Genomic DNA, 26,998 nt, shown 5'->3' on the forward strand with positions numbered 1-26,998 from the left:
CGTGACGAAACGTAGACTGGACAAGCCATGATCAGACCCGACCTCTCCCTCCCGATTCCCGAGAGCATCACCTCCGCGCACTTCATCGGCATCGGCGGCTCGGGGATGAGCGGCCTCGCCAGGATGTTCCTCGACGCCGGCATCCGCGTGTCTGGTTCCGATCGCGCCGACAGTGCGAATCTGCGAGCGCTGGCCGCGGCGGGGGCCACCGTCCACGTCGGTCACGACGCCGCCCATCTCGGTGACGCCGACACCGTCGTGCACACGGGGGCGATCTGGCCCGAGAACCCCGAGTTCGTGCTCGCCAAGGAACGCGGTCTGCATGTCATCCACCGCTCCCAGGCGCTGCACTGGCTCATCGGGTCCCGCCGCCTCGTCTCCGTCGCCGGTGCTCACGGCAAGACGACGTCCACCGGGATGATCGTGACCGCGCTCCAGGCGCTCGGCGCGGACCCGAGCTTCGTCAACGGCGGCGTGATCGAGCAGCTCGGCACGTCGAGCGCGACCGGCTCCGGCGAGCTCTTCGTGATCGAGGCCGACGAATCCGACGGCACCTTCCTGCTGTACGACACCGCGGTCGCCCTCATCACGAACGTCGACCCCGATCACCTCGATCACTACGGTTCGGACGAGGCGTTCCATGACGCCTTCGTGCGATTCGCGAATGCTGCGACCGAGGCCGTCGTCATCTCGAGCGACGACGCTGGTGCACTGCGCGTGACCGCGGGGATCACCCACCCGAACGTGATCACGTTCGGGCTCGCGGACACGGCGAACGTGCGTATCAGCGAGGTCAGGGCGGAGGCGGGCGTGTCCGCGACGATCACCCACGCGGGCGAGAGCGTCCGCCTGCAGCTCGCGGTTCCGGGGCTGCACAACGCGATCAACGCGGCCGGTGCCATCACGGTCCTGCGAGCCCTGGGCTTCGGCCTGGAGGAGTCGGCACGTGCGGTCGAAGGATTCGCCGGTACGGTCCGTCGCCTGGAGAAGCATGGGCAGGAGCGCGGCGTCACGGTATACGACGACTACTCGCACCATCCGACCGAGGTGCGCGCAGCGCTCGAGGCCATGCGCTCGATCGCGGGCACGGGGCGGATCATCGCCATCCAGCAGCCGCACACCTACTCGCGCACGCAGCACATGTTCCGGGAGTTCGCCGAGGTTCTCGAGACCTATGCGGATCACACCGTGATGCTCGACGTGTACGGAGCCCGGGAGGATCCGGTGCCCGGTGTCACCGGCGAGCTGGTGAGCGGCGCGTTCGAGGACCAGACCAACGTGCACTATGTCGCCGACTGGCAGCAGGCCGCCGACTACACCGCAGGCGTCGCTCGCGAGGGTGACTTCGTCATCACTCTCGGCTGCGGCAACGTGTACCAGATCATCCCGCAGGTGCTGGAGTCGCTGCGCGGATCCGCCGAGGGCTGATCCGTGCGCCGGCCCGCTCCGCTCCCGGCAGAACGGGAGAGCGCACGCGAGAAGGCGGCGCCGGCTCGGCCGGTCTCCCGCATCCGCGAGATCGCGGAGCCGGATGACGCTGTCGAACCGGCAGCAGAGACGGCGGAGGTCGAGCAGCCGACGAGTGCGCGCGACGTCTGGCGTGCAGCGCGCGCCAGACGTCGCGCGCTGCGTTCGGAGATCCGCCGTTTCACGCAGCGGTCCCGCCGTCGGCGCATCATCTGGCTGAGCGCGATCGGCGCCGTCGTCCTCTTGATCGGCGGCAGCCTCGCCGCCGCGTACAGCCCTCTGTTCGCCGTGCAGAAGATCACCGTCGTCGGCGCGACGACGCTCGACCCGGCCGCGGTGGAGTCGGCGCTCGACGCCCAGCTCGGCACGCCGCTGGCCCTCGTCGACACGAGCAAGGTCAAGGCCGCTCTGCTCGCCTTTCCGCTGATCGAGACATACGCGCTCGAGGCGAGGCCGCCGCACGATCTCACGGTCCGGATCGTCGAGCGCACCCCGGTCGGAGTCATTCGCTCGGATGCCGGCTACACCCTCGTGGACGCAGCGGGCGTCGTGCTCTCGACCACGACCGACCAGCCCGCGGGGCAGCCGCTGCTGGAGATCACCGGCGGTACCGATTCGAGGGCGTTCGAGAGCGCGGGCCTGGTGGTCCGCTCCCTCCCGGCCGACGTCCGCGCGGCACTGACCGGCGTGCGCGCGAGCACGGCAGACGACGTGACGCTCACGCTCAGCAGCGGCCTCACGGTGATATGGGGGAGCGCCGACGAGTCTGCGCTCAAGGGAATCGTCCTCGCGGATGCGATCGCGGCTCACCCCGATGCAGCGTCGATCGACGTCACCTCGCCTGACGTCGCCGTCATCGGCTGACCGGTTTCACCGGCAAACGCGCGACACGCCCGCGTGGCTGCGGGCGCGCGCAACCGTGGCGCTTACCTTCGAACAAGAGAAACCGATACTGGGAAATACTTTACACCTCTAGTTGAGGTTTAAGGTTCACATTCCGATATCGGCCAGAAAACGTAGAAGGCTCGACTATTCGGAGGCCGGCCATGAGCCAGAACCAGAACTACCTCGCCGTGATCAAGGTCGTCGGCGTCGGCGGTGGCGGCGTCAACGCCGTCAACCGCATGATCGACCTCGGCCTCCGCGGAGTCGAGTTCATCGCCGTCAACACGGACGCGCAGGCGCTGCTGATGAGTGACGCCGACGTCAAGCTCGACGTTGGACGAGAACTCACTCGCGGCCTCGGCGCCGGTGCGGACCCGGAGGTCGGCCGTCGTGCCGCCGAGGACCACGCGGAGGAGATCGAGCAGGCGCTGACCGGCGCAGACATGGTCTTCGTCACTGCCGGCGAGGGCGGCGGCACCGGAACCGGTGGCGCTCCCGTCGTCGCGCGCATCGCGAAGTCGATCGGCGCGCTCACCATCGGCGTCGTCACGAAGCCCTTCTCCTTCGAGGGTCGCCGCCGGCAGAGCCAGGCCGAGGCGGGCGTCGCGAAGCTGAAGGAAGAGGTCGACACTCTCATCGTCGTCCCCAACGACCGTCTGCTGGAGATCAGCGATCGCGGCATCTCGATGATCGAGGCCTTCGCCACGGCAGACCAGGTGCTCCTCGCCGGTGTGCAGGGCATCACCGACCTGATCACGACCCCGGGTCTGATCAACCTCGACTTCGCCGACGTCAAGTCGGTCATGCAGGGTGCGGGGTCGGCGCTCATGGGCATCGGCTCCGCGCGCGGCGCCGACAGGGCGATCAAGGCGGCCGAGCTGGCCGTCGAATCGCCACTGCTCGAGGCCTCGATCGAGGGAGCGCACGGCGTGCTGCTCTCGATCCAGGGTGGTTCGAACCTCGGCATCTTCGAGATCCACGACGCTGCCGATCTCGTCAAGGAAGCGGCACACCCCGAGGCGAACATCATCTTCGGTACGGTCATCGACGACACCCTCGGCGACGAGGTGCGGGTGACGGTGATCGCCGCGGGCTTCGACGGCGGCGAACCGTCTCTGCGCCTCGACCCGATGGTCGTCTCCCGGCCCGAGCCCGCCGTTCTTCCCGAGGTCTCCCTCTCCGAGACCGAGCCGGAGAAGAAGGACGCCGTCGAGGTCGACACCACGCCGCGATACACGACCACCAGCATCGAGCCGGCGATCGTCGATGACGACATCGACATCCCCGAATTCCTGAAGTGACTGAGGGGTGGGTTGCTGAGCCTGTCGAAGCACAGGAACCCATGGGCCTGCAGTCGCGGCTGTCGGCGGTCGATCAGAAGATCGCCGACGCCGCGCGCCTCGCCGGGCGCGATCCGGGTGAGATCACCCGAATCGTCGTGACGAAGTTCCATCCCGCATCTCTCGTGCGCGACCTGCATTCGCTGGGCGTGCGCGAGGCGGGGGAGAACCGCCAGCAGGAACTCAGCGCGAAGACGGCGGCACTCGCCGATCTCGACGACCTGCGCTGGCACTTCATCGGACAGGCGCAGACCAACAAGGCCGTGGCCATCCGGCGCAGCGCCGATGCGGTGCATTCGGTCGACCGCGATCGTCTGGCCGATGCGCTGCACCGTGCCGCGGAGGATGACAGCATCCTCGACGTCCTGGTGCAGATCAACCTCACCGACGACCCTGGTCGGGGCGGGGTGGCCCCCGAACGCGCGGACGCCCTTGCGGAGCACGTGCTCTCGCTTCCGTCGCTGCGGCTGCGCGGGGTCATGGCGGTCGCGCCTCTCGACGAGGAACCCGCGTCGGCGTTCGCGCGTCTGCGAACCGTGGCCGACGGCATCCGCTCGCTCGAGCCGGCAGCCGACTGGATATCCGCGGGTATGACCGGCGATTTCGCCGAGGCCATCTCTGCGGGTGCGACACACCTGCGGATCGGTTCCGCAATCACGGGACCCCGGCCGGACCGGGGTTAACCTGTGACAAGACCCGCCCGAATCGTTCGAACCGGAGGACACAATGGGTAACCCGCTGAAGAAGACCATGGTGTATCTCGGCCTCGCCGACGAGGAAGAGGTCTACGAAGAAGAGACGCAGGCGCCGGCCCGCTCGCACCGCGAGCGCGAGCGTGAAGAGCCGGCACCGGCTCCCGTCACGCCGCTTCGCCGTCCCGTCGCCGTGCGTCAGCCCGCAGGAGGGGCAGTGAACGAGATCCTCACCGTGCATCCCAAGCAGTACCGCGATGCTCAGCTGATCGCTGAGAGCTTCCGCGAGGGCGTGCCGGTCATCATCAACCTCTCGCAGATGAGCGATGCGGACGCCCGCCGTCTGATCGACTTCGCCAGCGGTCTCTCCCTCGGCCTGTACGGCCGGATCGAGCGCGTCACCTCGAAGGTGTTCCTGCTCTCGCCGGAGAACATCGCGGTCTCGGGTCACGGGGGAATCGCCCACGCAGACGCCGAGTCTGCGGGCTTCGACCAGCAGTAACCCGTGGGGTTCGTCTCGCCTATCGCGAGCATCGTCCATCTGGCGCTGCTGCTGTATCTTCTCGTCCTGTTCGCACGTCTGATCCTCGACTACATCCCGATGTTCAATCGCGGGTGGCGTCCGAAGGGCGCGGGCCTGGTCGCCGCCGAGGTCGTGTACACCGTGACCGACCCGCCCATCCGGTTCTTCCGGCGCATCATCCCGCCGTTGCGAATCGGCGCGATCTCGCTGGACTTCGGCTTCTCGCTGGTCGTCCTCGTCGTGCTCATACTCATGAACATCGTGCGGATCTTCATCTGACATATCGCCGGGCAGTTCCCCGTGCCTGAGTGTCGCGGCATCGCGGCTGACAGACGCGGGGACTATGCTTGGCTCGCAGGTGCGCGCCCCGGGTTCGCGCCACATAACGAAACGCCGTTCATCGAACTGGCACCGAACTCATCGAAGGAGCCACCATGGCACTTACCCCGGATGACGTCGTCACCAAGCAGTTCCAGCACGTCCGCTTCAAGGACGGGTTCGACCCGGACGAGGTCGACGACTTCCTCGACGAGATCGTGATCGAGTGGCGCAAGGCCCTCGAGGAGAACGCCGAGCTCAAGGCGAAGCTCGCAGCATACGAGTCGGGCGAGGCTGCGGCCGCACCGGCCGTCGCAGAGGCACCGGCTCCCGCCCCCGTCGTCCAGGCGGCTCCCGCCGCGGAGGCCGCTCCTTCCGGCTCCGCCACGGCCACCGCGGGCATCATCGAGCTCGCGCAGCGCCTGCACGACGAGCACGTCGCCGAGGGTGAGGCGAAGCGCAACCAGCTCATCGCCGACGCCGAGAACGAGGTCAACCGCATCCGCACCGAGGCCGAGGCCAAGCAGCGCGAAGAGACCGCGCGTCACGAGCGCGAGCGCAACACGCTCGAGGCCCGCATCACGGAGCTCCGCAACTTCGAGCGCGACTACCGCACCCAGCTGCGCAGCTACATCGAGGGTCAGCTCCGCGACCTCGATGAGAAGTCTGCGTCGACGGACTCGACGCCGGTCTCCGCGATCGGTCTGTAAGGCGCCCTCTTGTCAGGACGCCGTCCTCTTCGTCGGTCGGCGGCCGGTGCGATCGTTGCGATCCTCGCAGCGCTCGTGCTGGCCGCCGATCAGTTTGTGAAGTACTTGACCGTCGCGAACCTGCCGGTCCAGGAGCCTGTGCCGGTGCTCGGCGAGTTCCTGCAGCTATACTTCATCCGCAACTCCGGAGCGGCGTTCTCGCTGGGCTCCGAGGTGACCTGGATCTTCACGATCGCCCTGTCCGTCGTTGCGGTCGTGATCATCTGGAAGGCCCTCGGTCTTCGCTCGCGCCTCTGGGCCGTCGTGCTCGGGTGCCTGCTCGGCGGTGTGCTGGGCAATCTGACCGATCGCCTCTTCCGCGAGCCCGGGTTCGGCGTCGGCCATGTCGTCGACATGATCTCGATGCCGTGGATGCTGCCGGCGATCTTCAACGTCGCCGACATCTTCATCGTCACGGGCATGATCTCGGTCGCGCTGCTCGTGGTGTTCGGCCTGCGGTTCGACGGCACACGCGAACGCGATCACGTCGTCGTCGAGACCGAGGAGGAGGCCGAGGCTGTCGCGGCCGCGTCCGAAGTCCATGACCTCGACGCAGACGAGACGCGTCCGGAGCCCGAGCCCCAGATCGACGCAGACGCCTCTGCCGAAGGACGCTGAGGGTGGAGTCCCGATCCCTGCCCGTCCCCGACGGTCTCGATGGCGTGCGCGTGGACGCGGCGCTGTCCAAGCTGCTGGGGTTCTCCCGCACCTTCGCCGCGGACGTCGCGTCCGCCGGGGGTGTCCTGCTTGACGGCGTGACCCTCGACAAGTCCGACAAGCTGCGCGCCGGAGCGTGGCTCGACGTCGAGTGGCAGCCCAAGCAGGAGCCGCGGATCGTTCCCATCGCGGTCCCTGACCTCGGGATCGTGTATGACGACGACGACATCGTCGTGGTCGACAAGCCCACGGGAGTCGCGGCGCACCCGTCGCTCGGCTGGGAGGGCCCGACCGTGGTCGGCGCGCTGGCTGCCGCGGGCTTCCGGGTCGCGACGAGCGGCGCCCCTGAGCGCCAGGGCGTCGTGCATCGGCTCGACGTCGGCACGAGCGGCCTGATGGTCGTCGCCAAGACCGAGACGGCCTACACCGCGCTCAAGCGCGCCTTCAAGGAGCGCACGGTCGAGAAGATCTACCACGCCGTCGTCCAGGGCCATCCTGATCCGCTGGTGGGGACGATCGACGCCCCGATCGGCCGGCATCCGAACCACTCCTGGAAGTTCGCCGTCACGCCAGACGGCAAGCCGTCGGTCACCCACTACGAGACGCTCGAAGCCTTCCGCGGTGCGTCTCTTCTGGAGATCCATCTCGAGACCGGACGCACGCACCAGATCCGCGTGCACATGGCCGCGCTGCGGCATCCGTGCGTGGGCGATCCCCTGTACGGCGCCGACCCGAGCCTGTCGGTCAAGCTCGGGCTGACGCGCCAGTGGCTGCATGCGCATCAGCTCGCGTTCACGCACCCGAGCACGGGGGACTGGGTGCAGTTCGCCTCGCCCTATCCCGCCGACTTCGTGCACGCACTCGACGTGCTCAGGGCGGGCGACTACTAGAAGCGCGCGCGGGCGGCGGCTGCCACCACGCCGTCCAGAGTCTGCTCGAGAAACTCCACGACGGCCTCGTCATCGACGCGGCGGTCGACGATCAGCTCGAGCAGCGTGTCTTCCGTGAACGCGACCCAGGCGCGCAGCGCGACGCGCAGAGCCGGGGTATCGGCGTTTCCGAGCTCGGTGAACGCCTCGAGAAGCCGCTGGGCGTTGAGCTCGCGCGATTCGTCGACGATCGCGCGCACCGCGGGGTCGCCGCTGGCGACACCGCGGATCAGGGATGAGAACGTACCGCCGTGCTCGCGGACGAAGCCGGCGATGCGCAGCAGTGTGTCGTGCACGCGCTCGCGCGGCGGCAGTTCCGCGCGCGGTTCGGATGCGAGCAGCAGGCTGTCGCGAGCCGTGGTGACGATCGCCCGTTCGACGCCCTGACGACTGTCGAAGTAGTGGAAGATCAGCGCTCTGGACACGCCGGCGCGGGTCGCCAGCTCATCGATGGTGAGCTCGTCGAGCGGGTGCTCGGCGAGGAACGCGACACCGATCGCGATGAGCTGGGCTCGCCGCTGCTCGGGGCTGAGGCGGGAACGCGGCTCGGACGTCATGCCAGAAGCCTAGCCAGGTCGAGTGTTGACTCTGAGTCAATTAGGTTTAGGATCGAGGGGGATCGCCGCACGGAGTCGTGCGCGCGCAGGAGGAGGATCAATGAAGTTCTCGAAGGTGTCGAAGACCCTTTCCAAGGCCACCGCATCGCACGCGGGGCGTGTCACGCTCGCGGCTGTGCCGGTGGGAGTCGTGGCGGCCCTGCTGCTCGGAGGCGTCGCGCAGGGTGCGGTGCCCGTGTCGTTCGCGGTCTCCGGCAGCCAGTTCCAGATCGGGGCCAGCCAGCTCGAGGGCACGGGATTCTCGCAGTACGCGGGAGTCGCGACCGATTCCGAGGGCGTCGAGCACACCGTCGCGATCGCGAACATCAAGAGCGCCACTCTCGATGACCTCTGCCAGTCCGTGATCACCGAGACTCCTCTCGGCACGGTCGGCGTGCTGATCAAGGCGGGCGGCGACGGCAAGCCGGCCACCGCGAGCGACCTTCAGATCGGCATGACCGGCCTGAAGGGCGATGCGTCATTCGGGCAGATCCGCATCGGCGTCGACGCGTCGACGGTCAACACCGAGGCGAAGGGCAGCGCCGGCGACTTCGCGCAGGACTCCGACACGATCTCGATCTCGAACCTCCAGCAGACCGCGTGGAGCACGCAGGCATCCGTGTTCACGCTGACCGGGATGACTCTCGAGCTCACGGACGGCTCGCAGGGATGCTTCTGAACGGAGCGGATGCCGTGACGGAGGAGAGCGTGGAATCCGACGCGCCCCGATCCGGAGGTTTCCGGGTGTGGCGGCGCCAGCGGCCGTTCGTCGGCGGACTGCTGACGGCGATCGGCGGCGTGGAGATGTTCTTCTCGGGGCAGCTCGACATCGGCCACCTGCACGTGCAGATGGGCATCGAGGGGATGCAGGCGACGCTCATCCCTGTGGTGCTGGTGCTCCTCGGCATCCTCTCGATGGCGATGCCCGCTCACCACATCTTCTACGGCGTGATCACTCTCGCCGTGTCGATCTATTCACTGATCGGCGTCAATCTCGGCGGCTTTCTGATCGGGATGCTGCTGTCGACCGTGGGTGGCATACTCGTCGTCGCCTGGATGGGACCGAAGGCCATCGCCCCCTCCGACGACGGAGACCGCGCTGAGGAGGTGACGCCGACGTGATCCGGAGACGCATCGGCATCTCGTCCGTCATCGTCGCGATGGTGATCGCCACGCCGCTCACACTCGGCGCCGCGTCTGCACCCGAGGCCCGCGACGCGGGTGTCTGCATCCCGCTGATCTACTGCCCGCAGCCGACTCCCACACCGGCGCCGACGACGCCGAGCACTCCGACGACGCCGGTGCTGCCGATCGACCCCGCGGTTCCTCCGGTCGCGCCCGTGGATCCTCAGACCACCCCGGCGCCCGCCGAGCCTGTGGACGCTCCGGTCGACGCGGGGGCGCCCGTCTTCACGGGAACGCCCGCGTCGATGGGATCCGAGTCGCTGTCGTTCACCGGACTCAAGGGGATCTCGATCGTGAGCGTGCCCACCGCAGATGGCGGAAGCATCCGGGCGCTCAAGATCAGCGCCGACTCGATCACGATCAAGGGATTCTCCCTCACCGTCCGCCCTCCCGGCGGCCCTGGCCTCGTCACGACCGCCGACACGATGTCGCTGCAGGGCAACGTGACGGTCTACATCGGGTCGATCACGGCGTCGTCGATGGGCGGAGCGCCGCTCACGATCGGGACCGACACGCCGCCGCCGCTCACTGACGTCGAGCCGGGACTGCTGAACGTGAGCATGGGGCTCGTCGGCAGCATCGCCGACCTGATCAGCTACTCGAACACGGACCAGCAGATCGTCGAGGCGAAATAGAAAATCGTGTCGGTGGTATGGGCCACACTGGGTGCATGAGCATCGAGGTGCGCCCCGCCACCGTCTTCGACGACGTGGCAGCCGTCGTGGGCCCGAAGAATCCGACGTCGAACGTGTGCTTCTGCCTCAATTACCGGCTGGGCAGCACGGAGGCGAAGAAGCTTCGAGAACCCGCACGCTCGGCCAAGGTGCGCGAGCTGTGCCACCAGGACCCGCCGCCCGGCGTGATCGCCTATCTCGACGATGAGCCGGTCGGCTGGGCAGCGCTGCATCCGCGCCGCGAGACGAGCTTCGCCCGCAACCGGCTCATCCCGCACGTCGACGATCTCGACGTGTGGTCGCTCTGGTGCTTCCGGGTGCGTCCGGGGCATCGCGGGCAGGGGGTCCTGCACGCACTCATCGCCGACGCGGTCGAGTACGCGCGTGAGCGCGGGGCGCCTGCGATCGAGGGGTATCCGCTCGACAACGCAGGGGAGAAGGTGAACCTCACGATGGCGTACGTCGGCACGCGCGCCCTGTTCGAGTCGGCCGGCTTCACGAAGGCCGCGGACACCGGGTCCGTGCTCGACGGCTTCCCCCGGGTTCTCATGCGGCTCGACCTGCGGTGAGTCGCGCGAATCGACTTTCGAACCGGATGTCGCGGCTCAGGCAATACACAGTGTGAGCACAGACAGCGAGATCATCAGACGATCGCTCGATGACCCCGGAGCATTCTCCGAGATCTTCGAGCGGCACGTCCGTCCCGTCGGCGGGTACGTCCGGCGGCGGATCGGGGCGGATGCCGTCGATGACGTCCTGAGCGAGACGTTCCTCGTCGCGTTCCGCAAGCGCGCGACGTTCGATCATCGTCAGGAATCGTCGATCCCGTGGCTGCTGGGCATCGCCACTCGCGTGGTGAAGAGTCACCGAGCGGCCGAGGCAAGGCAGTGGCGCGCGTTCGAGTCCTCGTCTGCGGCGGTCGTCGATCCCGAGTCGCCGCACTCGGCGTCCGACTCCCGTCTCGATGCGGATGCCGCGCTGCGTGCACTCGCGCCTCGCATCGCCGCGCTGTCGCAGAAGGAGCGGGACACGCTTCTGCTGCACGCATGGGCGGATCTGACATACGAGCAGATCGCCGACGCCCTGAACGTGCCGGTCGGCACGGTCCGGTCGCGGTTGAACCGCATCCGTCGCAAGCTCGCACCGCCAGGCTCGCGTTCTGCAGTCCGGCTGACCTGGATGGTGAAGGAGGAGAACGATGGATCTTATCGAGCAGGTGCGTGAGATCGGGTCGGACCAGACGCGACTGGACGAGGCGAGCGTGCAGACGGCGCGACAGGCCCTCGCGCGTGAGACGGTTCGGAACGAACGGTCGAAGACGATCCGCCGGCCCGTTCGCACCTGGGCGGGCGTCGGCGGGCTCGCCGCAGGCGCTGCTGCGGTGGCGTTCGTGATCGGCTCCGTCGTCGCTCCCGCAGCGCCGCCACAGGCGTCGGCCGCCGAGGTGCTGAACGCGGCAGCCGACGCGACGCTCACAGCCGCAGCGCTCGATCCGGCGCCCGGGCAGTACATCCGCATCCAGGAGGTGTCGACGCAGACCCTCGGCTGGCGGACGGATCGGAGCAGCCCCGAGGGGGGATACTGGGACAGCCAGGACCAGCCGACCACGGCGGTCGTCCGCCAGTCTCGCTCGCTATACGTCCCTGCAGACCGTTCCGGCGATTGGGTGGAGGATTACGGGGAATCGACCGAGCTGCTGAGCATCAGCGGCCCCGATGCGACGGAAGCCGAAGCAGGCCTGTCGCAGCTGGAGTTCAACGTTCGAGTGGACGTGTACCCGGGAGGGCTCTTCGAGCAGCCCGACGCGATCGATCCTGAGCAGAAGTTCCATCGCAATGCGCTCGACTGCTACTACGACGAGATGCCTCGGGATCCTGCAGAACTCGCCCGCTGGCTGGAGGACTACGACTACGAGTACATGTCGGACTGCGCTCCGCCGCGGCTCGGCGAGCCCGTCGAGTTCAACCTCGCCCCGGCGGACCTCCGTGCCTCGATGTTCCGTGCGCTCGCCCTCGTCGACGGGGCGCGCGTCGAACGTGTCGACGGCGACATCACGACGATCGCGTTCCCCGAGGGCGGGGAGAGCGACTGGATGCAGACCGTCGACGTCGACACCGCGCAGGGGCTGATCGTCGGCCGCGGGAACCTTGACGACACCCGCTGGTCGAGCCGGATCTTCGTGACGATCGTCGACGGGATACCTTCGTCGGTTCCGTTGCCCTGACGCCCGGCATCCGCTCTCCGAGCCCCGGCACCGACCTTCGGTGTCGGGGCTCCGCCGTAGACTCGAAGCATGGCTTCAGATTCCTTCGTGCACCTGCATGTCCACAGCGAATACTCCATGCTGGACGGTGCGGCGAAGATCGGGGCGATGACGCAGGCGGCCGCGGAATACGGGATGCCGGCGATCGCTGTGACCGACCACGGGAACACCTTCGCGGCGTTCGAGTTCTACCGTGCGGCGCAGGGCGCGGGTGTCAAGCCGATCATCGGGCTCGAGGCGTATGTGACCCCCGGCACGCACCGCAGCGACAAGTCGCGAGTGCAGTGGGGGTCGCCCGATCAGAAGAGCGACGACGTCTCCGGTTCCGGTGCCTACACCCACATGACCATGTGGAGCCAGAGCACCCAGGGCATGCACAATCTGTTCCGGCTGAGCTCGAAGTCGAGCATGGAGGGCTACTACTTCAAGCCCCGCATGGACCGCGAGCTGCTGCAGACCTACGGCAAAGGCCTCATCGCCACCACGGGCTGCCCGTCAGGCGAGGTGCAGACGCGTCTCCGGCTCGGCCAGTACGACGCGGCTCGGGCTGCGGCCGCCGAGTTCCAGGACATCTTCGGCAAGGAGAACTACTTCGCCGAGATCATGGATCACGGGTTGTCGATCGAGCGACGCGTGATGACCGACCTGCTGAGGCTCGCGAAGGACCTCGGCATCCCGCTGGTCGCCACCAACGACTCCCACTACACGCATCAGCACGAAGCCGACGCCCATGCCGCGCTTCTCTGCGTGCAGTCCGGCTCGACCCTCGACGACCCGAACCGGTTCAAGTTCGACGGCGACGGCTACTACATCAAGACGGCGGCCGAGATGCGGCAGCTGTTCCGCGATCACCCCGAGGCGTGCGACAACACGCTCCTGATCGCAGAGCGGTGCGAGGTCGAGTTCAACACCTCGGCGAACTTCATGCCGCGCTTCCCCGTCCCCGACGGCGAGACCGAAGACAGCTGGCTCATCAAAGAGGTCGAGAACGGTCTGCACTACCGGTACCCGAACGGCATCCCCGACAAGGTCCGCAAGCAGGCCGAGTACGAGACCGACATCATCCTGCAGATGGGGTTCCCCGGCTACTTCCTCGTGGTCGCCGACTTCATCAACTGGGCGAAGGACAACGGCATCCGTGTCGGGCCGGGCCGTGGCTCCGGTGCGGGATCCATGGTCGCCTACGCGATGAAGATCACCGACCTCGACCCGCTCGAGCACGGCCTCATCTTCGAGCGCTTCCTCAACCCGGACCGCGTCTCGATGCCCGACTTCGACGTCGACTTCGACGACCGCCGCCGTGGCGAGGTGATCGACTACGTCACCGAGAAGTACGGCTCCGAGCGCGTCGCGCAGATCGTGACATACGGCACGATCAAGTCGAAGCAGGCGCTCAAGGACGCCGGTCGCGTGCTCGGCTTCCCGTTCAGCATGGGGGAGCGGCTGACCAAGGCGATGCCGCCGCCCGTGATGGGCAAGGACATGCCTCTGGACGGCATGTTCGACTCCGCGCACCCGCGCTACAAGGAGGCGAGCGAGTTCCGCGCGCTCATCGAGACCGACCCTGAGGCGAAGACTGTCTTCGATCGCGCTCTGGGTCTCGAGGGGCTCAAGCGTCAGTGGGGCGTGCACGCGGCCGGGGTGATCATGTCGTCGGAGCCGCTTCTCGACATCATCCCCATCATGCGCCGCGAGCAGGACGGCCAGATCGTCACGCAGTTCGACTACCCGTCGTGCGAGACCCTCGGCTTGATCAAGATGGACTTCCTGGGGCTGCGAAACCTCACGATCATCTCCGACGCGCTGGACAACATCCGCACGAACCGCGGCGAGGAGCTTGACCTCGAGCACCTCACGCTGGATGACAAGGCGGCATACGAGCTGCTCACGCGAGGCGACACCCTGGGCGTGTTCCAGCTCGACGGCGGGCCCATGAGGTCGCTGCTTCGCCTCATGAAGCCCGACAACTTCGAAGACATCTCGGCTGTGATCGCGCTGTACCGCCCTGGTCCCATGGGCGCGAACTCGCACACGAACTACGCGCTGCGCAAGAACGGCCTGCAGCCGATCACTCCGATCCATCCCGAGCTCGAAGAGCCTCTCAGGGACATCCTCGACACGACTTACGGCCTGATCATCTATCAGGAGCAGGTCATGGCGATCGCGCAGAAGGTGGCCGGGTTCTCGCTCGGACAGGCAGACATCCTCCGTCGCGCGATGGGCAAGAAGAAGAAGTCCGAGCTGGACAAGCAGTACGAGGGCTTCGCAGGCGGCATGACCGAGCGCGGCTTCGGCGAGGGAGCGATCAAGGCGCTCTGGGACATCCTGCTGCCCTTCTCGGACTACGCCTTCAACAAAGCGCACTCCGCCGCTTATGGCCTCGTCTCCTATTGGACCGCCTACCTCAAGGCGCACTATCCCGCCGAGTACATGGCCGCGCTTCTGACGAGTGTCGGCGACTCCAAGGACAAGATGGCGCTGTACCTCAACGAGTGCCGTCGCATGGGCATCAAGGTGCTCCCGCCGGACGTCTCCGAGTCGATCAGATTCTTCGCCGCCGTCGGCGATGACATCCGCTTTGGTCTCGGCGCCGTGCGCAATGTCGGCAGCAACGTCGTCGACGGCATCGTTCAGGCGCGCAAGGACGAGCGATTCACGTCGTTCCATCACTTCCTCGACAAGGTGCCGCTGCACGTCGCGAACAAGCGCACCGTCGAGTCCCTCATCAAGGCGGGCGCGTTCGACTCGATGGGAGACACCCGGCGTGCACTCATGGAGATCCATGAGGATGCCGTCGAGGCGGCGGTCGACCGCAAGCGCAACGAGGCTCAGGGCGCGATCGGCTTCGACTTCGACAGCCTTTACGACGAGATGGAGGAGGCGCCGCCCGCGAAGGTGCCGGATCGCCCGGAATGGATCAAGAAGGACAAGCTGGCGTTCGAGCGCGAGATGCTCGGACTGTACGTGTCCGACCACCCGCTCGCGGGCCTGGAGGTGCCGCTCGCGAAGCACGCGTCGATCTCGATCCACGACCTGAACAACTCGGAGGACCTGCAGGACGGCGACCAGGTCACCGTCGCCGGGCTCGTGACGAGCGTGCAGCACCGTGTCGCGAAGGCGAGCGGCAATCCGTACGGCATGATCACGGTCGAGGACTTCAACGGCGAGGTGACGGTCATGTTCATGGGCAAGACCTACACCGAGTTCCAGCACGTGCTCCAGCAGGATTCGATCCTCGCCGTTCGAGGACGCGTCTCCCGGCGAGATGACGGGCTCAATCTTCACGCGCAGTCGGCTTTCGCCCCCGATATCGGCTCCTTCGACGCATCGGGGCCGCTCGCCCTGGTGCTCGCGGAGCAGCGGGCCACGGAGCGCGTCATGCACGAGCTCGCCGAGGTGCTGCGCCGCCACAACGGAGACACAGAGGTCGTGCTGCGGGTGCACCGAGGCGGCACCGCCAAGGTGTTCGACGTGCCCATGCCGGTGAAGGTCTCCGCCGATCTCTTCGGCGATCTCAAGTCGCTCCTCGGGCCGTCCTGCTTGGGCTGAACCCGGTTCCCTGCGGCCGCTGACCGCTGCGGGAACCGGTCACGAAACGTCACCGCCACCATTTGCTGAGCATGCTCTCCGGCGCACCCGGTAGTATCGGGTCGCGTTGGGTGCGCCCTATCCCGCAGGCGCCGCACCCGGACGAAAGGACCTCTCTCATGAGCACGGACTTCCCCCTCCGCAACGACGAGAACACCGACGAGACGGTCGATCCCTCCCCGACCGAAGACGAAGCCTTCATCGAGGACGGCGTGCTGTACGACGACGACGTCACACCGGAGTACGGCATCCTGGGCTTCACCCTGCGCGAGCTGCTGATCGTCGGCGTCTGGCTCGTGCACTTCCTGCTCTCGTTCTTCCCGATCGTGGTGAACGCCACACTGTGGTCGACGGGCATCGAATGGCTGCTCCCGGTGGGCCTTCCCACGGCGGCGGTCTTCCTGCTCGTGCTCCGGAGGTTCTCGCCCGACGGCATCCGGCGAGTCGGGTCCCTCGGTATCGACCAGTTCGCCTCCGTCGCGTTCTCCGTCGCGGCCATCGATCTGATCGGACGGCTCTGGCTCGCCATCTCCGGTGTGATCGGCACCGGGTTCTGGGCCCTCAGCTGGAACGGTGTCGCGCTCGTCGTCACCGCCCTCGCACTGGTCGTGCTCACGGTGTTCGCACCGATCGTCCCCGGCCTCAAGGAGGACTTCCAGGGTCGGCTGGTGACCCTCGCCCACCGTGCCGCGAATCCCGTGCGTCCGGTGGTCGCCCGCCCGCGGCCCGAGCAGGCTGCCCCGGCATCCGCCCCTGCACCTGCCGACGGTGCGCTCGACGTCGAGCTCTCGGGCGCGAACACGACCGACGAGATCGCGCGCGTCGACGTCGCCTCGCAGATCCCGCTGTCGGCTCACGCCTCAGGCGGCGGCATCGGCGCCGACCAGGTGGCGACCGATGAGGACTACAAGCCCGCCTACTCGCGTCGCTCATCGGGCGAGGAGATCGCATACGACACAGACAGCATCGTCGCGCTGGTCACACCGGAGACGGATGCCGTCGAGCCGATCTCTGCGTCGACGACCGCTCTTCCGACGACCGCGTCGCCCATCATCGAGTCGGCGGCCGAGCCCGCCGCCGCGGAACCAGCGGTCACGGAGATCGACGTCGAGGCGACGAACCCCCGATACCCGGTCGCAGAGCCGCAGCCGCAGCAGCCCTTCTGGATCCTGGCACCCACCGAGCGCGACGTCCACGATGAGCGCGGCGAGGTCATCTTCCGGATCGGTCCGAGCGCCTGGGCTCTCGTGATCGAGGACCGCGGCGGCGCCTATGTCATCCGCCATGACGACGGCCGCATCGGGTACCTGCACGACATCTCTGACATCACGAAGGGCTGACGCGTTTGCGCACCATCGATCTGCGCGGGCGAGAGCTCTCGCCCGCAGACATGCTCGCCGCCGTTCCCCGCGCCGCCCAGGCCCGCGCGGAGGCGCTGGAGACGGCCGCGCGCATCGTCGACGACGTCCGCGACAGGGGAGAGCGGGCTCTGCGCGAGCAGGCCGAGCGGTTCGACCGCGTCTCCGGTCACGAGATCCGCGTGCCGGCCGAGCACATCGCCGAAGCGCTCGCTTCGGTGGACCCGGGTGTCAGAGCGGCCCTCGAAGAGGCCATCCGCAGAGTGCGGCTCGCCTCGGCCGCCCAGGTTCCCGAACCCCGCCGCACCGAGATCGGACCGGGTGCCGTGATCACGCAGCGCTGGCAGCCCGTCGCGCGCGCGGGCGTCTATATCCCCGGCGGCAAGGCCCCGCTCTCCTCCAGCGTCGTGATGAACGTGGTGCCTGCGCAGGTCGCCGGAGTCGCGGTTGTGGCACTGGCGTCTCCGCCGCAGGAGGCGTTCGGTGGACGCGTGCACCCGACGATCCTCGCCGCTGCCGGCCTGCTCGGCATCGACGAGGTCTACGCGATCGGGGGAGCAGGAGCGATCGGCGCCCTCGCATACGGCGTCGACGAGATCGGCCTCGACCCCGTCGATGTGGTCTCCGGGCCAGGCAACAACTACGTCGCCTCCGCGAAGCGCGCTGTCGCAGGTGTCGTCGGCACCGACTCCGAGGCTGGTGCGACAGAGATCCTCATCGTCGCGGACTCCTCAGCCGACCCGCGTCTGATCGCGGCCGACCTCATCAGCCAGGCCGAGCACGACGAGCAGGCCTCGGCGGTTCTCGTCACCGACTCGCCCGAACTCGCAGCTCAGGTCGCCTCGGAGATCTCCGGCCGCGCCGCGAAGACCCGACACGCTGAACGCGTCGCCGTGTCCCTCGCCGGCGAGCAGTCCGCGATCGTGCTCGTCGACGATCGCGCCATGGCGACGGCATTCAGCAACGCCTACGCTCCCGAACACCTCGAACTGCACATCGACGGCGCGGAGGATGCGGCATCCGCCTTCACCAGCGCCGGTGCCGTCTTCGTCGGCGACCAGACCCCCGTGAGCCTGGGCGACTACATGGCGGGCAGCAACCACGTCCTGCCCACCGGCGGACAGGCGCGGTACGCGCCAGGCCTCGGCGCCTACACGTTTCTGCGGCCGCAGCAGGTGATCAGCTACGACCACGCGGCGCTCGCGCAGGTGCGCTCCGGCGTCGTCTCGCTCGCGGCGGCCGAGATCCTTCCGGCGCACGGCGAAGCCGTCGAAGCACGCTTCGCAGATCCCTCCGCCGGCTGACCGGGTACGCTGAGTCACCATGCACTGCCCCTTCTGCCGCCACCCCGACTCGCGCGTGATCGATTCCCGCACCAGCGACGACGGGCTCTCGATCCGCCGTCGCCGACAGTGCCCCGAGTGCGGCGGACGCTTCACGACGACGGAGACCGCGAGTCTCAACGTGATCAAGCGCAGCGGAGTGATGGAGCCGTTCAGCCGTGACAAGGTGATCTCGGGCGTGCGGAAGGCCTGCCAGGGTCGACCGGTCACCGAGGGGGATCTCGCCGTTCTCGCGCAGAAGGTCGAAGAAGCCGTTCGTCAGACCGGCGTCTCGCAGCTGGACGCGAACGAGATCGGTCTCGCGATCCTCGGTCCGCTGCGGGATCTCGACGAGGTCGCGTATCTGCGGTTCGCGAGCGTCTATCAGGCGTTCGATTCGCTCGAGGACTTCGAGAGCGCGATCTCCGATCTGCGCGCCGATCACGTGAAGGCGCCTCAGGCCGAATGACCCGGTCGCGCGACCGGTAATCTGGCAGGGATGTATCCGCTGCTCTTCCGCGCTGTCCTCTCGCGCTTCGATCCTGAATTCGCCCATCACGCCGGCATGGCGGTGATCCGCGTCCTCGGCGTGCCGCCGTTCTCCTGGGCTACGAGTGCGCTGACGAAGCCTGACCCGTCGCTCGCGGTCGACGCGCTCGGGCACACCTTCCGGTCCCCCTTCGGAATCGCGGCGGGATTCGACAAGAACGCGGTCGGCGTGCGAGGGCTCGCAGCTCTCGGCTTCGGCCACGTCGAGGTCGGCACCGTGACGGCGATCCCGCAGGAGGGCAACCCCAAGCCCCGCCTGTTCCGGCTGATCGCCGATCGCGCGGTCATCAACCGCATGGGCTTCAACAACCAGGGAGCGGATGCTGTGGCGCGCCGCCTCGCAAAGCTCCGCCGCGGTGCACCGGACACCGTCATCGGGGTGAACATCGGCAAGAGCCGTGTCGTCGAGGTCGAGAACGCGACGGCCGACTATATGGCTTCGGCCACCAGGCTCGCACCGCTCGCCGACTACCTTGCGGTCAACGTGTCGTCGCCGAACACGCCGGGGCTCCGAGGCCTCCAGGCTGTCGACACCCTCGCACCGCTGCTCCGGGCGGTCAAAGCCGCGTCGGGGAACACGCCGCTGCTGGTGAAGATCGCTCCCGATCTCGCTGACGAGGAGATCATCGCGATCGCGCAGATGGCGGTCGCGGAGGGGCTTGCCGGCATCATCACCCACAACACCACGATCTCTCGCGACGGGCTGCACACCGATGCCGCGACGGTCGAGGCTGCGGGTGCCGGAGGGCTCTCCGGCGCCCCGCTCAAGGCACGATCGCTCGAGGTGCTGCGTCTGGTGCGGTCAGTGGTGCCGCCCGAGTTCTGCGTGATCGCGGTCGGCGGCGTGGAGACGGCGGACGACGTGCGGGAGCGGCTCGACGCGGGCGCCACCCTGGTCCAGGGGTATACCGCGTTCCTCTACCGCGGTCCGTTCTGGGGGCGTGAGATCAACCGGGGGCTTCGCCGCCGCTGACGGGGGCCGCAGAGACGACGATGCCCCGTGCTCGAACGAGCACGGGGCATCCTTCTGTCCGAAAGGTCAGGCGGGGCGGTCGCCGCGCTTGACCTGAGGCTTCGGAAGACGCATGAACCGCATCTGCAGTGAGCGCATGGCGGCGTACCAGCCCAGGCCGCGCTCCAGGCGCTCCTTGCCGAACTTCGCCGCCGCCTTGCTCTTCACCCGCCATCCGAGCAGGATCATGCCGCCGATGGCCAGAACCAGATAGCCCATCATCACGAGGTACGCCCAGGCTCCGACGGACACGCCGCCGATCGCCCACGCGGGCGGAAGCAGGGACACGAGGATGACGAGCACCATGATGCCCATCACGAACTCCGCCGGGTGCCAGCCGGAGTCCACGTAGTCGCGCACCCAGCGGCGCTGAGGCCCCTTGTCACGCGCGGGGAGGTACTTCTCCTCGCCGGCGGCGAGGCCGGCCTGGGCGCGATTGCGACGCTCGTTCATCTCGGCCTTGGCAGCGGCGCGCGCTTCTTTGGTGTTCGCGACGAGCGGCCGGCGGCGGGCCGCCTCCTGCTCCGCGCGGGTGGGCGTCGCGCGTCCCTTGCCGACGTTCGTCTCGGGGGCGTCGTCGTTCGACGGGCGGGAGGCAGGGGTAGTGGGCACGACGTTCCTCGGTTCGCTTGCGGTGGATCACCTTAAGATTACTCGCATGACCTCTCCTGCTCTTCCCCGCGACAACGACCAGGCGATCCGGGAAGCGGTGGCAGCCGGCATCCCGTCCGCACTCAGCGATCTCGGCGACCTGGTGCGCATCCCCGGCATGGCCTGGCCCGCCTTCGACCAGACGCAGCTCGAGCGCAGCGCTGACGCCGTCGCCGGCCTCGCACGGGGAACCGGCGTGTTCGATGAGGTGCGCGTGCTGCGCGCAGCGATTCCCGGCACAGATGAGCAGGGACAGCCCGCGGTGCTCGCGAGGCGGGCTGCCCGCAACGGCAAGCCGACCATCCTTCTCTATGCGCACCACGATGTGCAGCCGCCCGGGGCGGATGAGCTCTGGGAGACGCCGCCGTTCGAGCCGACGGTGCGGGACGGCCGCCTGTACGGACGCGGCGCCGCCGACGACAAGGCGGGCATCATGGCGCACATCGCCTCGATCCGCGCCGTGGCCGAGACTCTCGGCGACGAACTCGAGCTCGGCATCGCGATGTTCATCGAGGGGGAGGAGGAGTACGGCTCCCGCTCCTTCGCCCAGTTCCTCTCCGACAACAAGGAGGCGCTTCGCGCGGACGCGATCGTGGTGGCCGACTCCGGCAACTGGGACTCGTCGACTCCCGGGCTCACCGTCTCGCTTCGCGGCAACGCGCGATTCACGCTGCGCGTGCGCACGCTCGACCACGCTTCGCACTCCGGCATGTTCGGCGGCGCCGCCCCCGACGCGATGATGGCCACGGTGAAGCTGCTGTCGACCATGTGGAACGACGACGGCTCGGTCGCGGTCGAGGGCATGACCGTGCGCGACGCCGAGACACCGGAGTACAGCGAGGAGACTCTGCGCGACGAGGCCGGACTGCTGCCGGGCACCGATCCGATCGGCGACGGCACGATCCTCAGCCGGATCTGGAACAAGCCCTCGGTGACCATCATCGGGATCGATGCGACCTCGGTGGCCGAAGCATCCAACACGCTCCTCCCCGAGGTCACGGTCGTCATCAGCGCTCGCGTCGCCCCCGGCCAGAGCGGCGAAGACGCCTACCGGGCACTGGAGGCGCACCTGCGCGCGCACGCTCCCTTCGGCGCCGAGCTCGCCTTCTCGGACCTCGACCTCGGCGATGGGTTCCTCGTCGACACCAGCGGCTGGGCCGTGGAGCTCACTCGCGACGCCATGCGCGACGCGTACGGCAAGGCGCCGGTCGATCTCGGCGTCGGGGGATCCATTCCCTTCATCGCAGACCTCGTGAGGGAGTTCCCGGAGGCGCAGATCCTGGTGACGGGTGTGGAGGACCCCTATTCCCGTGCTCACAGCCCCAACGAGTCTCTGCATCTCGAGACCTTCCGCAACGCCGTGGCCACCGAGGCGCTCGTCCTGGCGCGGATGAACGAGATCACGCGCTGAGCCGACCCCGCAGGGCGCACCTGCGGGTAAAATCTGAACAACAGCCGCGCGCGAGCGCGGCCCGTCACAAGGAGCGACATGAGCGACACCACCCTGACCGCAGCAGAAACCACCCGCGCACACGGCGTGAGCCTCACCGACGCCGCGGCGACCAAGGTGAAGAACCTCCTCGAGCAGGAGGGCCGCGACGACCTCCGTCTTCGCGTGGCAGTTCAGCCCGGCGGATGCTCCGGCCTCATCTACCAGCTGTATTTCGACGAGCGCTTCCTCGAGGGCGACGAGACGGTCGAATTCGACGGCGTCGAGGTCATCGTCGACAACATGAGCGTGCCGTATCTCGACGGTGCGTCGATCGATTTCAAGGACACGATCTCGGAGCAGGGCTTCACGATCGACAACCCGAACGCGGCCGGTTCCTGCGCCTGCGGCGACAGCTTCCACTGAGCGGATCACCCTCGGTCAACCTGCGTGGTTGGCATGAATCAGGTGTGAGGTTGCCCTAGACTTGGGTGTGCCCTGTCCGCAATCTGAAAGGTGCATCGTGCCCTCGAAACGCCGCCTTCGTTGGGCCGCACTCCCTCTGGGAGTCGTGGCAGCTGTGGCTCTGGCCGGTTGTACAACCGCCGAGCAGCACGGCTATCTCCCGGGCTTCGTGGAGGGTGGACCTGCGACCACCAACCAGACCGAACGCGTGTCGTCGCTCTGGGTCAACTCCTGGATCGTCCTCCTCGCCGTCGGCGTGATCACCTGGGGCCTGATGGGCTGGGCGGCGATCGCGTACCGTCGCCGCAAGGGTCAGACCGGCCTTCCGGTGCAGATGCGGTACAACATGCCGATCGAGATCTTCTACACGATCGTGCCGCTCATCCTCGTCGTCGGAATGTTCTTCTTCACGGCTCGCGACCAGGAGGAGATCGAGACGAAGTGGGACAACCCGGACGTCGAGATCACGGCCATCGCCAAGCAGTGGGCGTGGGACTTCCAGTACAACGGCGAAGAAGAGGACAACTCCGACGCCGTGTGGACCATGGGCATCCAGGCCCAGCCGAACGCGAACGGCGACATCGACCAGTCGCAGCTGCCCACTCTGGTGCTGCCGGTCGACAAGAAGGTCACGATCAACCTGCAGTCCCGCGACGTCATCCACTCCTTCTGGATCATCGACTTCCTCTACAAGAAGGACATGTACATCGGGAAGGACAACTCCTGGTCCTTCATCCCGACCCGAGAGGGCGAGTACAAGGGCAAGTGCGCCGAGCTCTGCGGCGAGTACCACTCGATGATGCTCTTCAACGTGAAGGTCGTCTCTCAGGCCGAGTACGACGCCTACCTCGACTCGCTCGAGGAGAAGGGCAACACCGGCGACATCACGGACGAGTACGACCGTCTGTCGAACTACCCCGGTACGACCGAGAAGACCGACTCCACGGAAGGAGAGGAGTAAGCCATGTCGACCACTGAAGCACCCCGCACCGACGAGGCTCCCCGCTCCCGTCCGACGGCCCTGCCCGCGCGCCAGGCGGCTCTGATGAGCTCTTCGCGCGTCGAGCAGAAGGGCAACATCGTCGTCAAGTGGATCACCTCCACCGACCACAAGACGATCGGGTACATGTACCTCATCGCCTCGGTTCTCTTCTTCCTCCTCGGCGGCGTGATGGCGCTGATCATCCGGGCAGAGCTGTTCGCCCCCGGGATGCAGATCGTCCCGACCAAGGAGCAGTACAACCAGCTCTTCACGATGCACGGCACGATCATGCTGCTGATGTTCGCGACCCCGCTGTTCGCGGGATTTGCGAACGCGATTCTGCCGCTGCAGATCGGCGCCCCTGACGTCGCGTTCCCGCGTCTGAACGCGTTCGCCTTCTGGCTCTTCCTGTTCGGCTCGACGATCGCGGTCGCCGGCTTCCTCACCCCGCAGGGTGCAGCATCCTTCGGATGGTTCGCCTACCAGCCGCTCGCGAGCGCCTCGTTCTCGCCTGGAGCCGGCGGAAACCTCTGGATGCTGGGCCTCGGCATCTCCGGTTTCGGAACGATCCTCGGTGCGGTGAACTTCATCACCACGGTCATCACCATGCGCGCACCTGGTATGACCATGTGGCGCATGCCGATCTTCTCGTGGAACACGCTCATCACGAGCCTCCTGATCCTCATGGCGTTCCCGGTGCTCGCCGCCGCGATCTTCGCCGCGGGAGCCGACCGCGTGCTCGGTGCCCACATCTACGACCCGGCCAACGGCGGCGTGCTGCTCTGGCAGCACCTGTTCTGGTTCTTCGGTCACCCCGAGGTGTACATCATCGCGCTGCCGTTCTTCGGCATCGTGTCCGAGATCTTCCCGGTCTTCAGCCGCAAGCCGATCTTCGGTTACAAGACGCTCGTCTACGCGACCATCGCGATCGCGGCTCTTTCGGTCGCCGTGTGGGCGCACCACATGTACGTCACCGGCTCCGTGCTTCTGCCCTTCTTCGCGGTCATGACCATGCTCATCGCCGTTCCGACCGGCGTGAAGATCTTCAACTGGATCGGAACGCTCTGGCGCGGATCGGTGACGTTCGAGACCCCGATGGTCTTCGCCCTCGGATTCCTGGTCTCGTTCGTCTTCGGCGGTCTGACGGGCGTCATTCTGGCGGCCCCGCCGCTGGACTTCGCGCTCTCCGACTCGTACTTCGTCGTCGCGCACTTCCACTACGTCGTCTTCGGCACCGTCGTGTTCGCGATGTTCGCCGGCTTCTACTTCTGGTGGCCGAAGTGGACCGGACGGATGCTCAACGAGCGTCTCGGATACATCCACTTCTGGATGCTGTTCATCGGCTTCCACATGACCTTCCTCATTCAGCACTGGCTCGGTGTCGAAGGAATGGTGCGCCGTTATGCGGACTACTCCTCGTACGACAACTTCACGTGGCAGAACCAGGTGTCGACCATCGGCGCGATCATCCTCGGCGCGTCGATGCTGCCGTTCTTCCTGAACGTGTGGATCACGGCGCGCAAGGCGCCCAAGGTCACGGTCAACGACCCGTGGGGCTACGGCGGATCGCTCGAGTGGGCGACCAGCTGCCCGCCGCCTCGCCACAACTTCACGTCGATCCCGCGTATCCGCAGCGAGCGTCCTGCGTTCGACCTGAACCACCCGGAGGCCGTCGACTACCCGGTCGCCGGAGCAGAGCGAGAGGTGCACTGAGACATGCGCGACAACGTCATCCTCTGGTGGATCCTCACCGCGTTCTTCGCCCTGATCGGCGTGGTCTACACGGGCTGGAACATCCTCGCTCACCCTGATCTCCCGCTCGTGAACCAGATCGAATGGGTCGGCACGGTCGCCCTGTTCTTTGCGGCCTTCATGGGCGCGATGATCGCGTTCTATCTCGACCGCACGCACTCCGCGCAGGGTGGCGAGCTGCCCGAGGACATCCTGACGAGCGACATCGACGACGGCGATCCCGAGCTCGGCGAGTTCAGCCCGTGGTCCTGGTGGCCGCTCGTGCTGGCCGGCTCGGCCGCGGTGTTCATCATCGGCCTCGCCGTCGGACACTTCCTGCTGCCGATCGGACTGGCGATCTTCGTCGTCGCCATCGTCGGCTGGGTGTACGAGTACTACCGCGGGAACTTCGCGCGCTGACACGACTCACACGAGAAAGGCCCCTGCTTCGGCAGGGGCCTTTCTCATGTGCTCGGTCATCGAGGAGGTCGGACCGGATCAGGCGCGGGTGCGAACACGCGCAACTCCTGTCAGCGGATCGATGGGACGCCGGTGGACGCCGTCCGCATCTTCGACCGGATAGCCCTCTCGCACCCAGTACTCGAATCCGCCGATCATCTCGCGGACGTCATAGCCGAGCTTCGCGAACTCGAGAGCGCCTTTGGCGCCCGCGTTGCAGCCGGGGCTCCAGCAGTACACCACGACGCTGGCGTCGCCGGGGATCTCCTGCGGCGCTCGCTCGGCGATCTCGCTGTAGTGCATGTGGATCGCGCCGGCCACACGGCCCTGTGCCCACGCCTCGTCCGACCGCACGTCGACCACGTAGACGGTCTCGTCGGCCTTGCGGGCGGCGTGCACGTCACTGGCGTCGGTCTCGTAGGCGAGTTTGGCGGCGTAGTAGTCGGTGCGTTCGATCATGCCTTCAGCCTAGAGCCGGACGCGTGAGCCAGCCTCGTCGATTACTGCCGCGAGGGAGCGGAATCCCGCCAACGGGGGAGCGCGGCTGCCATCTGGAGCCGAGGTCCGTACTGGGTGAGCCCGAGCGCCTCCTCCACGCCGACCAGTGAACGCAGAAAGTCCGAATCTGGTTCGGAGGGAACGAAGCCACACGTCCGGTAGAACGGTGCGTTCCATGGGACGTCAGCGTACGTGCGAAGTGTGATCAGCGCATACCCACGCCGGGATGCTTCGTCCAGCGCCGCGTCGACGAGCAGCCGGCCGAGCCCGCGTCGCGAGTGTGAGGGGAGAACGGACAGCTGCTCGAGGTGTGCGTGACCGGCGATCTCGAGGACGTGGACGAACCCGACTGGCGTCGGTATCTGCTGATCCTCGGCGATCAGCACGAAACCGGGTGCAGCCGCGCGCTCCTCGGCAGTGCTCGGGCCCGGCCAGTGTCGTGCGTCGAAGAGATCGACCAGGAGGGCATCGGCGGCCGCCTCGATCAGAACCGTCGCCGGATAGTCCTCGGCCTTGGCGACGCGGATGCTGTGCGTCATGCGCCGATCTCCTCGATCGCGGCGATGGCTTCGATCTCGACGAGCTGGTCCGGGTAGCCGAGAACAGTGACTCCCATCAAGGTTCTGAGGCGACAAGAACGCGAGTGGAGCTGCACGACGGATGGCACCCCTCGAGG

General features: G+C 67.3%; 30 protein-coding genes. 25 read left to right on the plus strand and 5 right to left on the minus strand.

Features of this window, described 5'->3' with window-relative positions; translation table 11 throughout:
• The first annotated feature begins 27 nt into the window (after positions 1 to 27).
• The 9 genes from murC to RS84_RS12955 all read left to right on the plus strand — a co-directional run bounded on the left by murC (position 28) and on the right by RS84_RS12955 (position 7,521).
• Entirely contained in the window at positions 28 to 1,428 is a 1,401-nt protein-coding gene (gene murC, locus RS84_RS12915) for a UDP-N-acetylmuramate--L-alanine ligase (RefSeq protein ID WP_045258241.1), read from the plus strand.
• 3 nt (positions 1,429 to 1,431) lie between these two features.
• Positions 1,432 to 2,331, plus strand: a complete 900-nt coding sequence (locus RS84_RS12920) for an FtsQ-type POTRA domain-containing protein (RefSeq protein ID WP_045258242.1) — start codon at positions 1,432 to 1,434, stop codon at positions 2,329 to 2,331.
• Positions 2,332 to 2,513: 182 nt separating this feature from the next.
• A complete protein-coding gene (gene ftsZ, locus RS84_RS12925) occupies positions 2,514 to 3,653 on the plus strand; it encodes a cell division protein FtsZ (RefSeq protein ID WP_045258243.1) in 1,140 nt (379 codons plus the stop codon).
• A gap of 41 nt (positions 3,654 to 3,694) precedes the next feature.
• Positions 3,695 to 4,375 (plus strand): YggS family pyridoxal phosphate-dependent enzyme, encoded by a 681-nt coding sequence (locus RS84_RS12930; RefSeq protein ID WP_045258244.1) that lies wholly within the window; start codon positions 3,695 to 3,697, stop codon positions 4,373 to 4,375.
• A 43-nt stretch (positions 4,376 to 4,418) separates the two neighbouring features.
• The gene (locus RS84_RS12935; protein WP_045258245.1) at positions 4,419 to 4,886 is read left to right on the plus strand and encodes a cell division protein SepF; all 468 of its coding nucleotides are present in this window, start codon (positions 4,419 to 4,421) and stop codon (positions 4,884 to 4,886) included.
• Positions 4,887 to 4,889: 3 nt separating this feature from the next.
• Positions 4,890 to 5,186, plus strand: coding sequence for a YggT family protein (locus RS84_RS12940; RefSeq protein WP_045258246.1), 297 nt, complete (start codon positions 4,890 to 4,892; stop codon positions 5,184 to 5,186).
• A 155-nt stretch (positions 5,187 to 5,341) separates the two neighbouring features.
• Complete coding sequence (locus RS84_RS12945; protein WP_045258247.1) at positions 5,342 to 5,935, plus strand: DivIVA domain-containing protein; 594 nt, start codon at positions 5,342 to 5,344, stop codon at positions 5,933 to 5,935.
• Between the two features lie 9 nt (positions 5,936 to 5,944).
• Complete coding sequence (gene lspA, locus RS84_RS12950; protein WP_045258248.1) at positions 5,945 to 6,592, plus strand: signal peptidase II; 648 nt, start codon at positions 5,945 to 5,947, stop codon at positions 6,590 to 6,592.
• Between the two features lie 2 nt (positions 6,593 to 6,594).
• Complete coding sequence (locus RS84_RS12955) at positions 6,595 to 7,521, plus strand: RluA family pseudouridine synthase (protein ID WP_045258249.1); 927 nt, start codon at positions 6,595 to 6,597, stop codon at positions 7,519 to 7,521.
• On the opposite strand, the gene RS84_RS12960 is transcribed toward RS84_RS12955, so the two are convergent.
• Positions 7,518 to 8,117 carry a TetR/AcrR family transcriptional regulator gene (locus tag RS84_RS12960; protein ID WP_045258250.1) on the minus strand — a complete coding sequence of 200 codons (600 nt, stop codon included), beginning with the start codon at positions 8,115 to 8,117 and terminating at the stop codon, positions 7,518 to 7,520. The two genes, RS84_RS12955 and RS84_RS12960, sit on opposite strands and share 4 nt — an antisense overlap.
• A 100-nt stretch (positions 8,118 to 8,217) precedes the next feature.
• On the opposite strand from RS84_RS12960, the gene RS84_RS12965 reads away from it, so the two are divergent.
• From RS84_RS12965 to RS84_RS13015, 11 genes are all read left to right on the plus strand, one after another.
• The gene (locus RS84_RS12965; protein WP_045258251.1) at positions 8,218 to 8,835 is read left to right on the plus strand and encodes a DUF6230 family protein; all 618 of its coding nucleotides are present in this window, start codon (positions 8,218 to 8,220) and stop codon (positions 8,833 to 8,835) included.
• Positions 8,826 to 9,278, plus strand: coding sequence for a DUF6114 domain-containing protein (locus RS84_RS12970; RefSeq protein WP_235281492.1), 453 nt, complete (start codon positions 8,826 to 8,828; stop codon positions 9,276 to 9,278). The genes RS84_RS12965 and RS84_RS12970 overlap by 10 nt, the downstream gene beginning before the upstream one ends.
• Positions 9,275 to 9,976, plus strand: a complete 702-nt coding sequence (locus RS84_RS12975; protein WP_052676360.1) for a hypothetical protein — start codon at positions 9,275 to 9,277, stop codon at positions 9,974 to 9,976. The genes RS84_RS12970 and RS84_RS12975 overlap by 4 nt, the downstream gene beginning before the upstream one ends.
• Positions 9,977 to 10,011: 35 nt before the next feature.
• Complete coding sequence (locus RS84_RS12980) at positions 10,012 to 10,584, plus strand: GNAT family N-acetyltransferase (RefSeq protein ID WP_045258252.1); 573 nt, start codon at positions 10,012 to 10,014, stop codon at positions 10,582 to 10,584.
• A 52-nt stretch (positions 10,585 to 10,636) separates the two neighbouring features.
• Entirely contained in the window at positions 10,637 to 11,239 is a 603-nt protein-coding gene (locus tag RS84_RS12985; RefSeq protein ID WP_045258253.1) for an RNA polymerase sigma factor, read from the plus strand.
• A complete protein-coding gene (locus RS84_RS12990; RefSeq protein WP_045258254.1) occupies positions 11,214 to 12,239 on the plus strand; it encodes a hypothetical protein in 1,026 nt (341 codons plus the stop codon). The genes RS84_RS12985 and RS84_RS12990 overlap by 26 nt, the downstream gene beginning before the upstream one ends.
• Positions 12,240 to 12,308: 69 nt before the next feature.
• Positions 12,309 to 15,827 (plus strand): DNA polymerase III subunit alpha, encoded by a 3,519-nt coding sequence (gene dnaE, locus RS84_RS12995; protein ID WP_045258255.1) that lies wholly within the window; start codon positions 12,309 to 12,311, stop codon positions 15,825 to 15,827.
• 158 nt (positions 15,828 to 15,985) lie between these two features.
• On the plus strand, positions 15,986 to 17,206 hold the full coding sequence (locus RS84_RS18720; RefSeq protein WP_052676361.1) for a hypothetical protein: 1,221 nt from the start codon (positions 15,986 to 15,988) through the stop codon (positions 17,204 to 17,206).
• Positions 17,207 to 17,211: 5 nt separating this feature from the next.
• Entirely contained in the window at positions 17,212 to 18,528 is a 1,317-nt protein-coding gene (gene hisD / locus RS84_RS13005) for a histidinol dehydrogenase (RefSeq protein ID WP_045258256.1), read from the plus strand.
• Between the two features lie 19 nt (positions 18,529 to 18,547).
• The gene (nrdR, locus tag RS84_RS13010; RefSeq protein ID WP_045258257.1) at positions 18,548 to 19,015 is read left to right on the plus strand and encodes a transcriptional regulator NrdR; all 468 of its coding nucleotides are present in this window, start codon (positions 18,548 to 18,550) and stop codon (positions 19,013 to 19,015) included.
• A gap of 30 nt (positions 19,016 to 19,045) precedes the next feature.
• Entirely contained in the window at positions 19,046 to 20,068 is a 1,023-nt protein-coding gene (locus RS84_RS13015) for a quinone-dependent dihydroorotate dehydrogenase (protein WP_045258258.1), read from the plus strand.
• A 66-nt stretch (positions 20,069 to 20,134) separates the two neighbouring features.
• Here RS84_RS13015 and RS84_RS13020 read toward each other — a convergent pair whose 3' ends face one another.
• Positions 20,135 to 20,719, minus strand: coding sequence for a DUF3043 domain-containing protein (locus RS84_RS13020; RefSeq protein ID WP_045258259.1), 585 nt, complete (start codon positions 20,717 to 20,719; stop codon positions 20,135 to 20,137).
• A gap of 46 nt (positions 20,720 to 20,765) precedes the next feature.
• On the opposite strand from RS84_RS13020, the gene RS84_RS13025 reads away from it, so the two are divergent.
• The 5 genes from RS84_RS13025 (at position 20,766) to RS84_RS13045 (ending at position 25,785) form a co-directional block, all read left to right on the plus strand.
• A complete protein-coding gene (locus RS84_RS13025) occupies positions 20,766 to 22,169 on the plus strand; it encodes a dipeptidase (RefSeq protein WP_045258260.1) in 1,404 nt (467 codons plus the stop codon).
• Positions 22,170 to 22,247: 78 nt separating this feature from the next.
• A complete protein-coding gene (gene erpA, locus RS84_RS13030; protein ID WP_045258261.1) occupies positions 22,248 to 22,613 on the plus strand; it encodes an iron-sulfur cluster insertion protein ErpA in 366 nt (121 codons plus the stop codon).
• A gap of 97 nt (positions 22,614 to 22,710) precedes the next feature.
• The gene (gene coxB / locus RS84_RS13035; protein ID WP_045258262.1) at positions 22,711 to 23,613 is read left to right on the plus strand and encodes a cytochrome c oxidase subunit II; all 903 of its coding nucleotides are present in this window, start codon (positions 22,711 to 22,713) and stop codon (positions 23,611 to 23,613) included.
• Between the two features lie 3 nt (positions 23,614 to 23,616).
• Complete coding sequence (gene ctaD / locus RS84_RS13040) at positions 23,617 to 25,347, plus strand: cytochrome c oxidase subunit I (protein ID WP_045258263.1); 1,731 nt, start codon at positions 23,617 to 23,619, stop codon at positions 25,345 to 25,347.
• A 3-nt stretch (positions 25,348 to 25,350) separates the two neighbouring features.
• Positions 25,351 to 25,785 carry a cytochrome c oxidase subunit 4 gene (locus RS84_RS13045; protein ID WP_045258264.1) on the plus strand — a complete coding sequence of 145 codons (435 nt, stop codon included), beginning with the start codon at positions 25,351 to 25,353 and terminating at the stop codon, positions 25,783 to 25,785.
• 78 nt (positions 25,786 to 25,863) lie between these two features.
• On the opposite strand, the gene RS84_RS13050 is transcribed toward RS84_RS13045, so the two are convergent.
• The 3 genes from RS84_RS13050 to RS84_RS19700 are packed head-to-tail and all read right to left on the minus strand — an operon-like array spanning position 25,864 to position 26,989.
• A complete protein-coding gene (locus RS84_RS13050; RefSeq protein ID WP_045258265.1) occupies positions 25,864 to 26,283 on the minus strand; it encodes a rhodanese-like domain-containing protein in 420 nt (139 codons plus the stop codon).
• A gap of 41 nt (positions 26,284 to 26,324) precedes the next feature.
• On the minus strand, positions 26,325 to 26,861 hold the full coding sequence (locus RS84_RS13055; protein ID WP_045258266.1) for a GNAT family N-acetyltransferase: 537 nt from the start codon (positions 26,859 to 26,861) through the stop codon (positions 26,325 to 26,327).
• Complete coding sequence (locus RS84_RS19700; RefSeq protein ID WP_268748616.1) at positions 26,858 to 26,989, minus strand: hypothetical protein; 132 nt, start codon at positions 26,987 to 26,989, stop codon at positions 26,858 to 26,860. The genes RS84_RS13055 and RS84_RS19700 overlap by 4 nt, the downstream gene beginning before the upstream one ends.
• Positions 26,990 to 26,998 lie beyond the last annotated feature (9 nt).

Origin of the sequence: Microbacterium hydrocarbonoxydans (genome assembly GCF_000956475.1) — a bacterium.
Classification (GTDB): Bacteria; Actinomycetota; Actinomycetes; order Actinomycetales; family Microbacteriaceae; genus Microbacterium; species Microbacterium hydrocarbonoxydans_A.

Bases quoted from the DNA above. Each gene is read 5' to 3' on its own strand.
- murC (WP_045258241.1), top strand. From the start codon at position 28: ATGATCAGACCCGACCTCTCCCTCCCGATTCCCGAGAGCATCACCTCC.
- ftsZ (WP_045258243.1), top strand. From the start codon at position 2,514: ATGAGCCAGAACCAGAACTACCTCGCCGTGATCAAGGTCGTCGGCGTC.
- RS84_RS12930 (WP_045258244.1), top strand. From the start codon at position 3,695: ATGGGCCTGCAGTCGCGGCTGTCGGCGGTCGATCAGAAGATCGCCGAC.
- RS84_RS12935 (WP_045258245.1), top strand. From the start codon at position 4,419: ATGGGTAACCCGCTGAAGAAGACCATGGTGTATCTCGGCCTCGCCGAC.
- RS84_RS12945 (WP_045258247.1), top strand. From the start codon at position 5,342: ATGGCACTTACCCCGGATGACGTCGTCACCAAGCAGTTCCAGCACGTC.
- RS84_RS12960 (WP_045258250.1), bottom strand. From the start codon at position 8,117: ATGACGTCCGAGCCGCGTTCCCGCCTCAGCCCCGAGCAGCGGCGAGCC.
- RS84_RS12965 (WP_045258251.1), top strand. From the start codon at position 8,218: ATGAAGTTCTCGAAGGTGTCGAAGACCCTTTCCAAGGCCACCGCATCG.
- RS84_RS12970 (WP_235281492.1), top strand. From the start codon at position 8,826: ATGCTTCTGAACGGAGCGGATGCCGTGACGGAGGAGAGCGTGGAATCC.
- RS84_RS12980 (WP_045258252.1), top strand. From the start codon at position 10,012: ATGAGCATCGAGGTGCGCCCCGCCACCGTCTTCGACGACGTGGCAGCC.
- RS84_RS12990 (WP_045258254.1), top strand. From the start codon at position 11,214: ATGGATCTTATCGAGCAGGTGCGTGAGATCGGGTCGGACCAGACGCGA.
- dnaE (WP_045258255.1), top strand. From the start codon at position 12,309: ATGGCTTCAGATTCCTTCGTGCACCTGCATGTCCACAGCGAATACTCC.
- RS84_RS18720 (WP_052676361.1), top strand. From the start codon at position 15,986: ATGAGCACGGACTTCCCCCTCCGCAACGACGAGAACACCGACGAGACG.
- nrdR (WP_045258257.1), top strand. From the start codon at position 18,548: ATGCACTGCCCCTTCTGCCGCCACCCCGACTCGCGCGTGATCGATTCC.
- RS84_RS13015 (WP_045258258.1), top strand. From the start codon at position 19,046: ATGTATCCGCTGCTCTTCCGCGCTGTCCTCTCGCGCTTCGATCCTGAA.
- RS84_RS13025 (WP_045258260.1), top strand. From the start codon at position 20,766: ATGACCTCTCCTGCTCTTCCCCGCGACAACGACCAGGCGATCCGGGAA.
- erpA (WP_045258261.1), top strand. From the start codon at position 22,248: ATGAGCGACACCACCCTGACCGCAGCAGAAACCACCCGCGCACACGGC.
- ctaD (WP_045258263.1), top strand. From the start codon at position 23,617: ATGTCGACCACTGAAGCACCCCGCACCGACGAGGCTCCCCGCTCCCGT.
- RS84_RS13045 (WP_045258264.1), top strand. From the start codon at position 25,351: ATGCGCGACAACGTCATCCTCTGGTGGATCCTCACCGCGTTCTTCGCC.
- RS84_RS13050 (WP_045258265.1), bottom strand. From the start codon at position 26,283: ATGATCGAACGCACCGACTACTACGCCGCCAAACTCGCCTACGAGACC.
- RS84_RS13055 (WP_045258266.1), bottom strand. From the start codon at position 26,861: ATGACGCACAGCATCCGCGTCGCCAAGGCCGAGGACTATCCGGCGACG.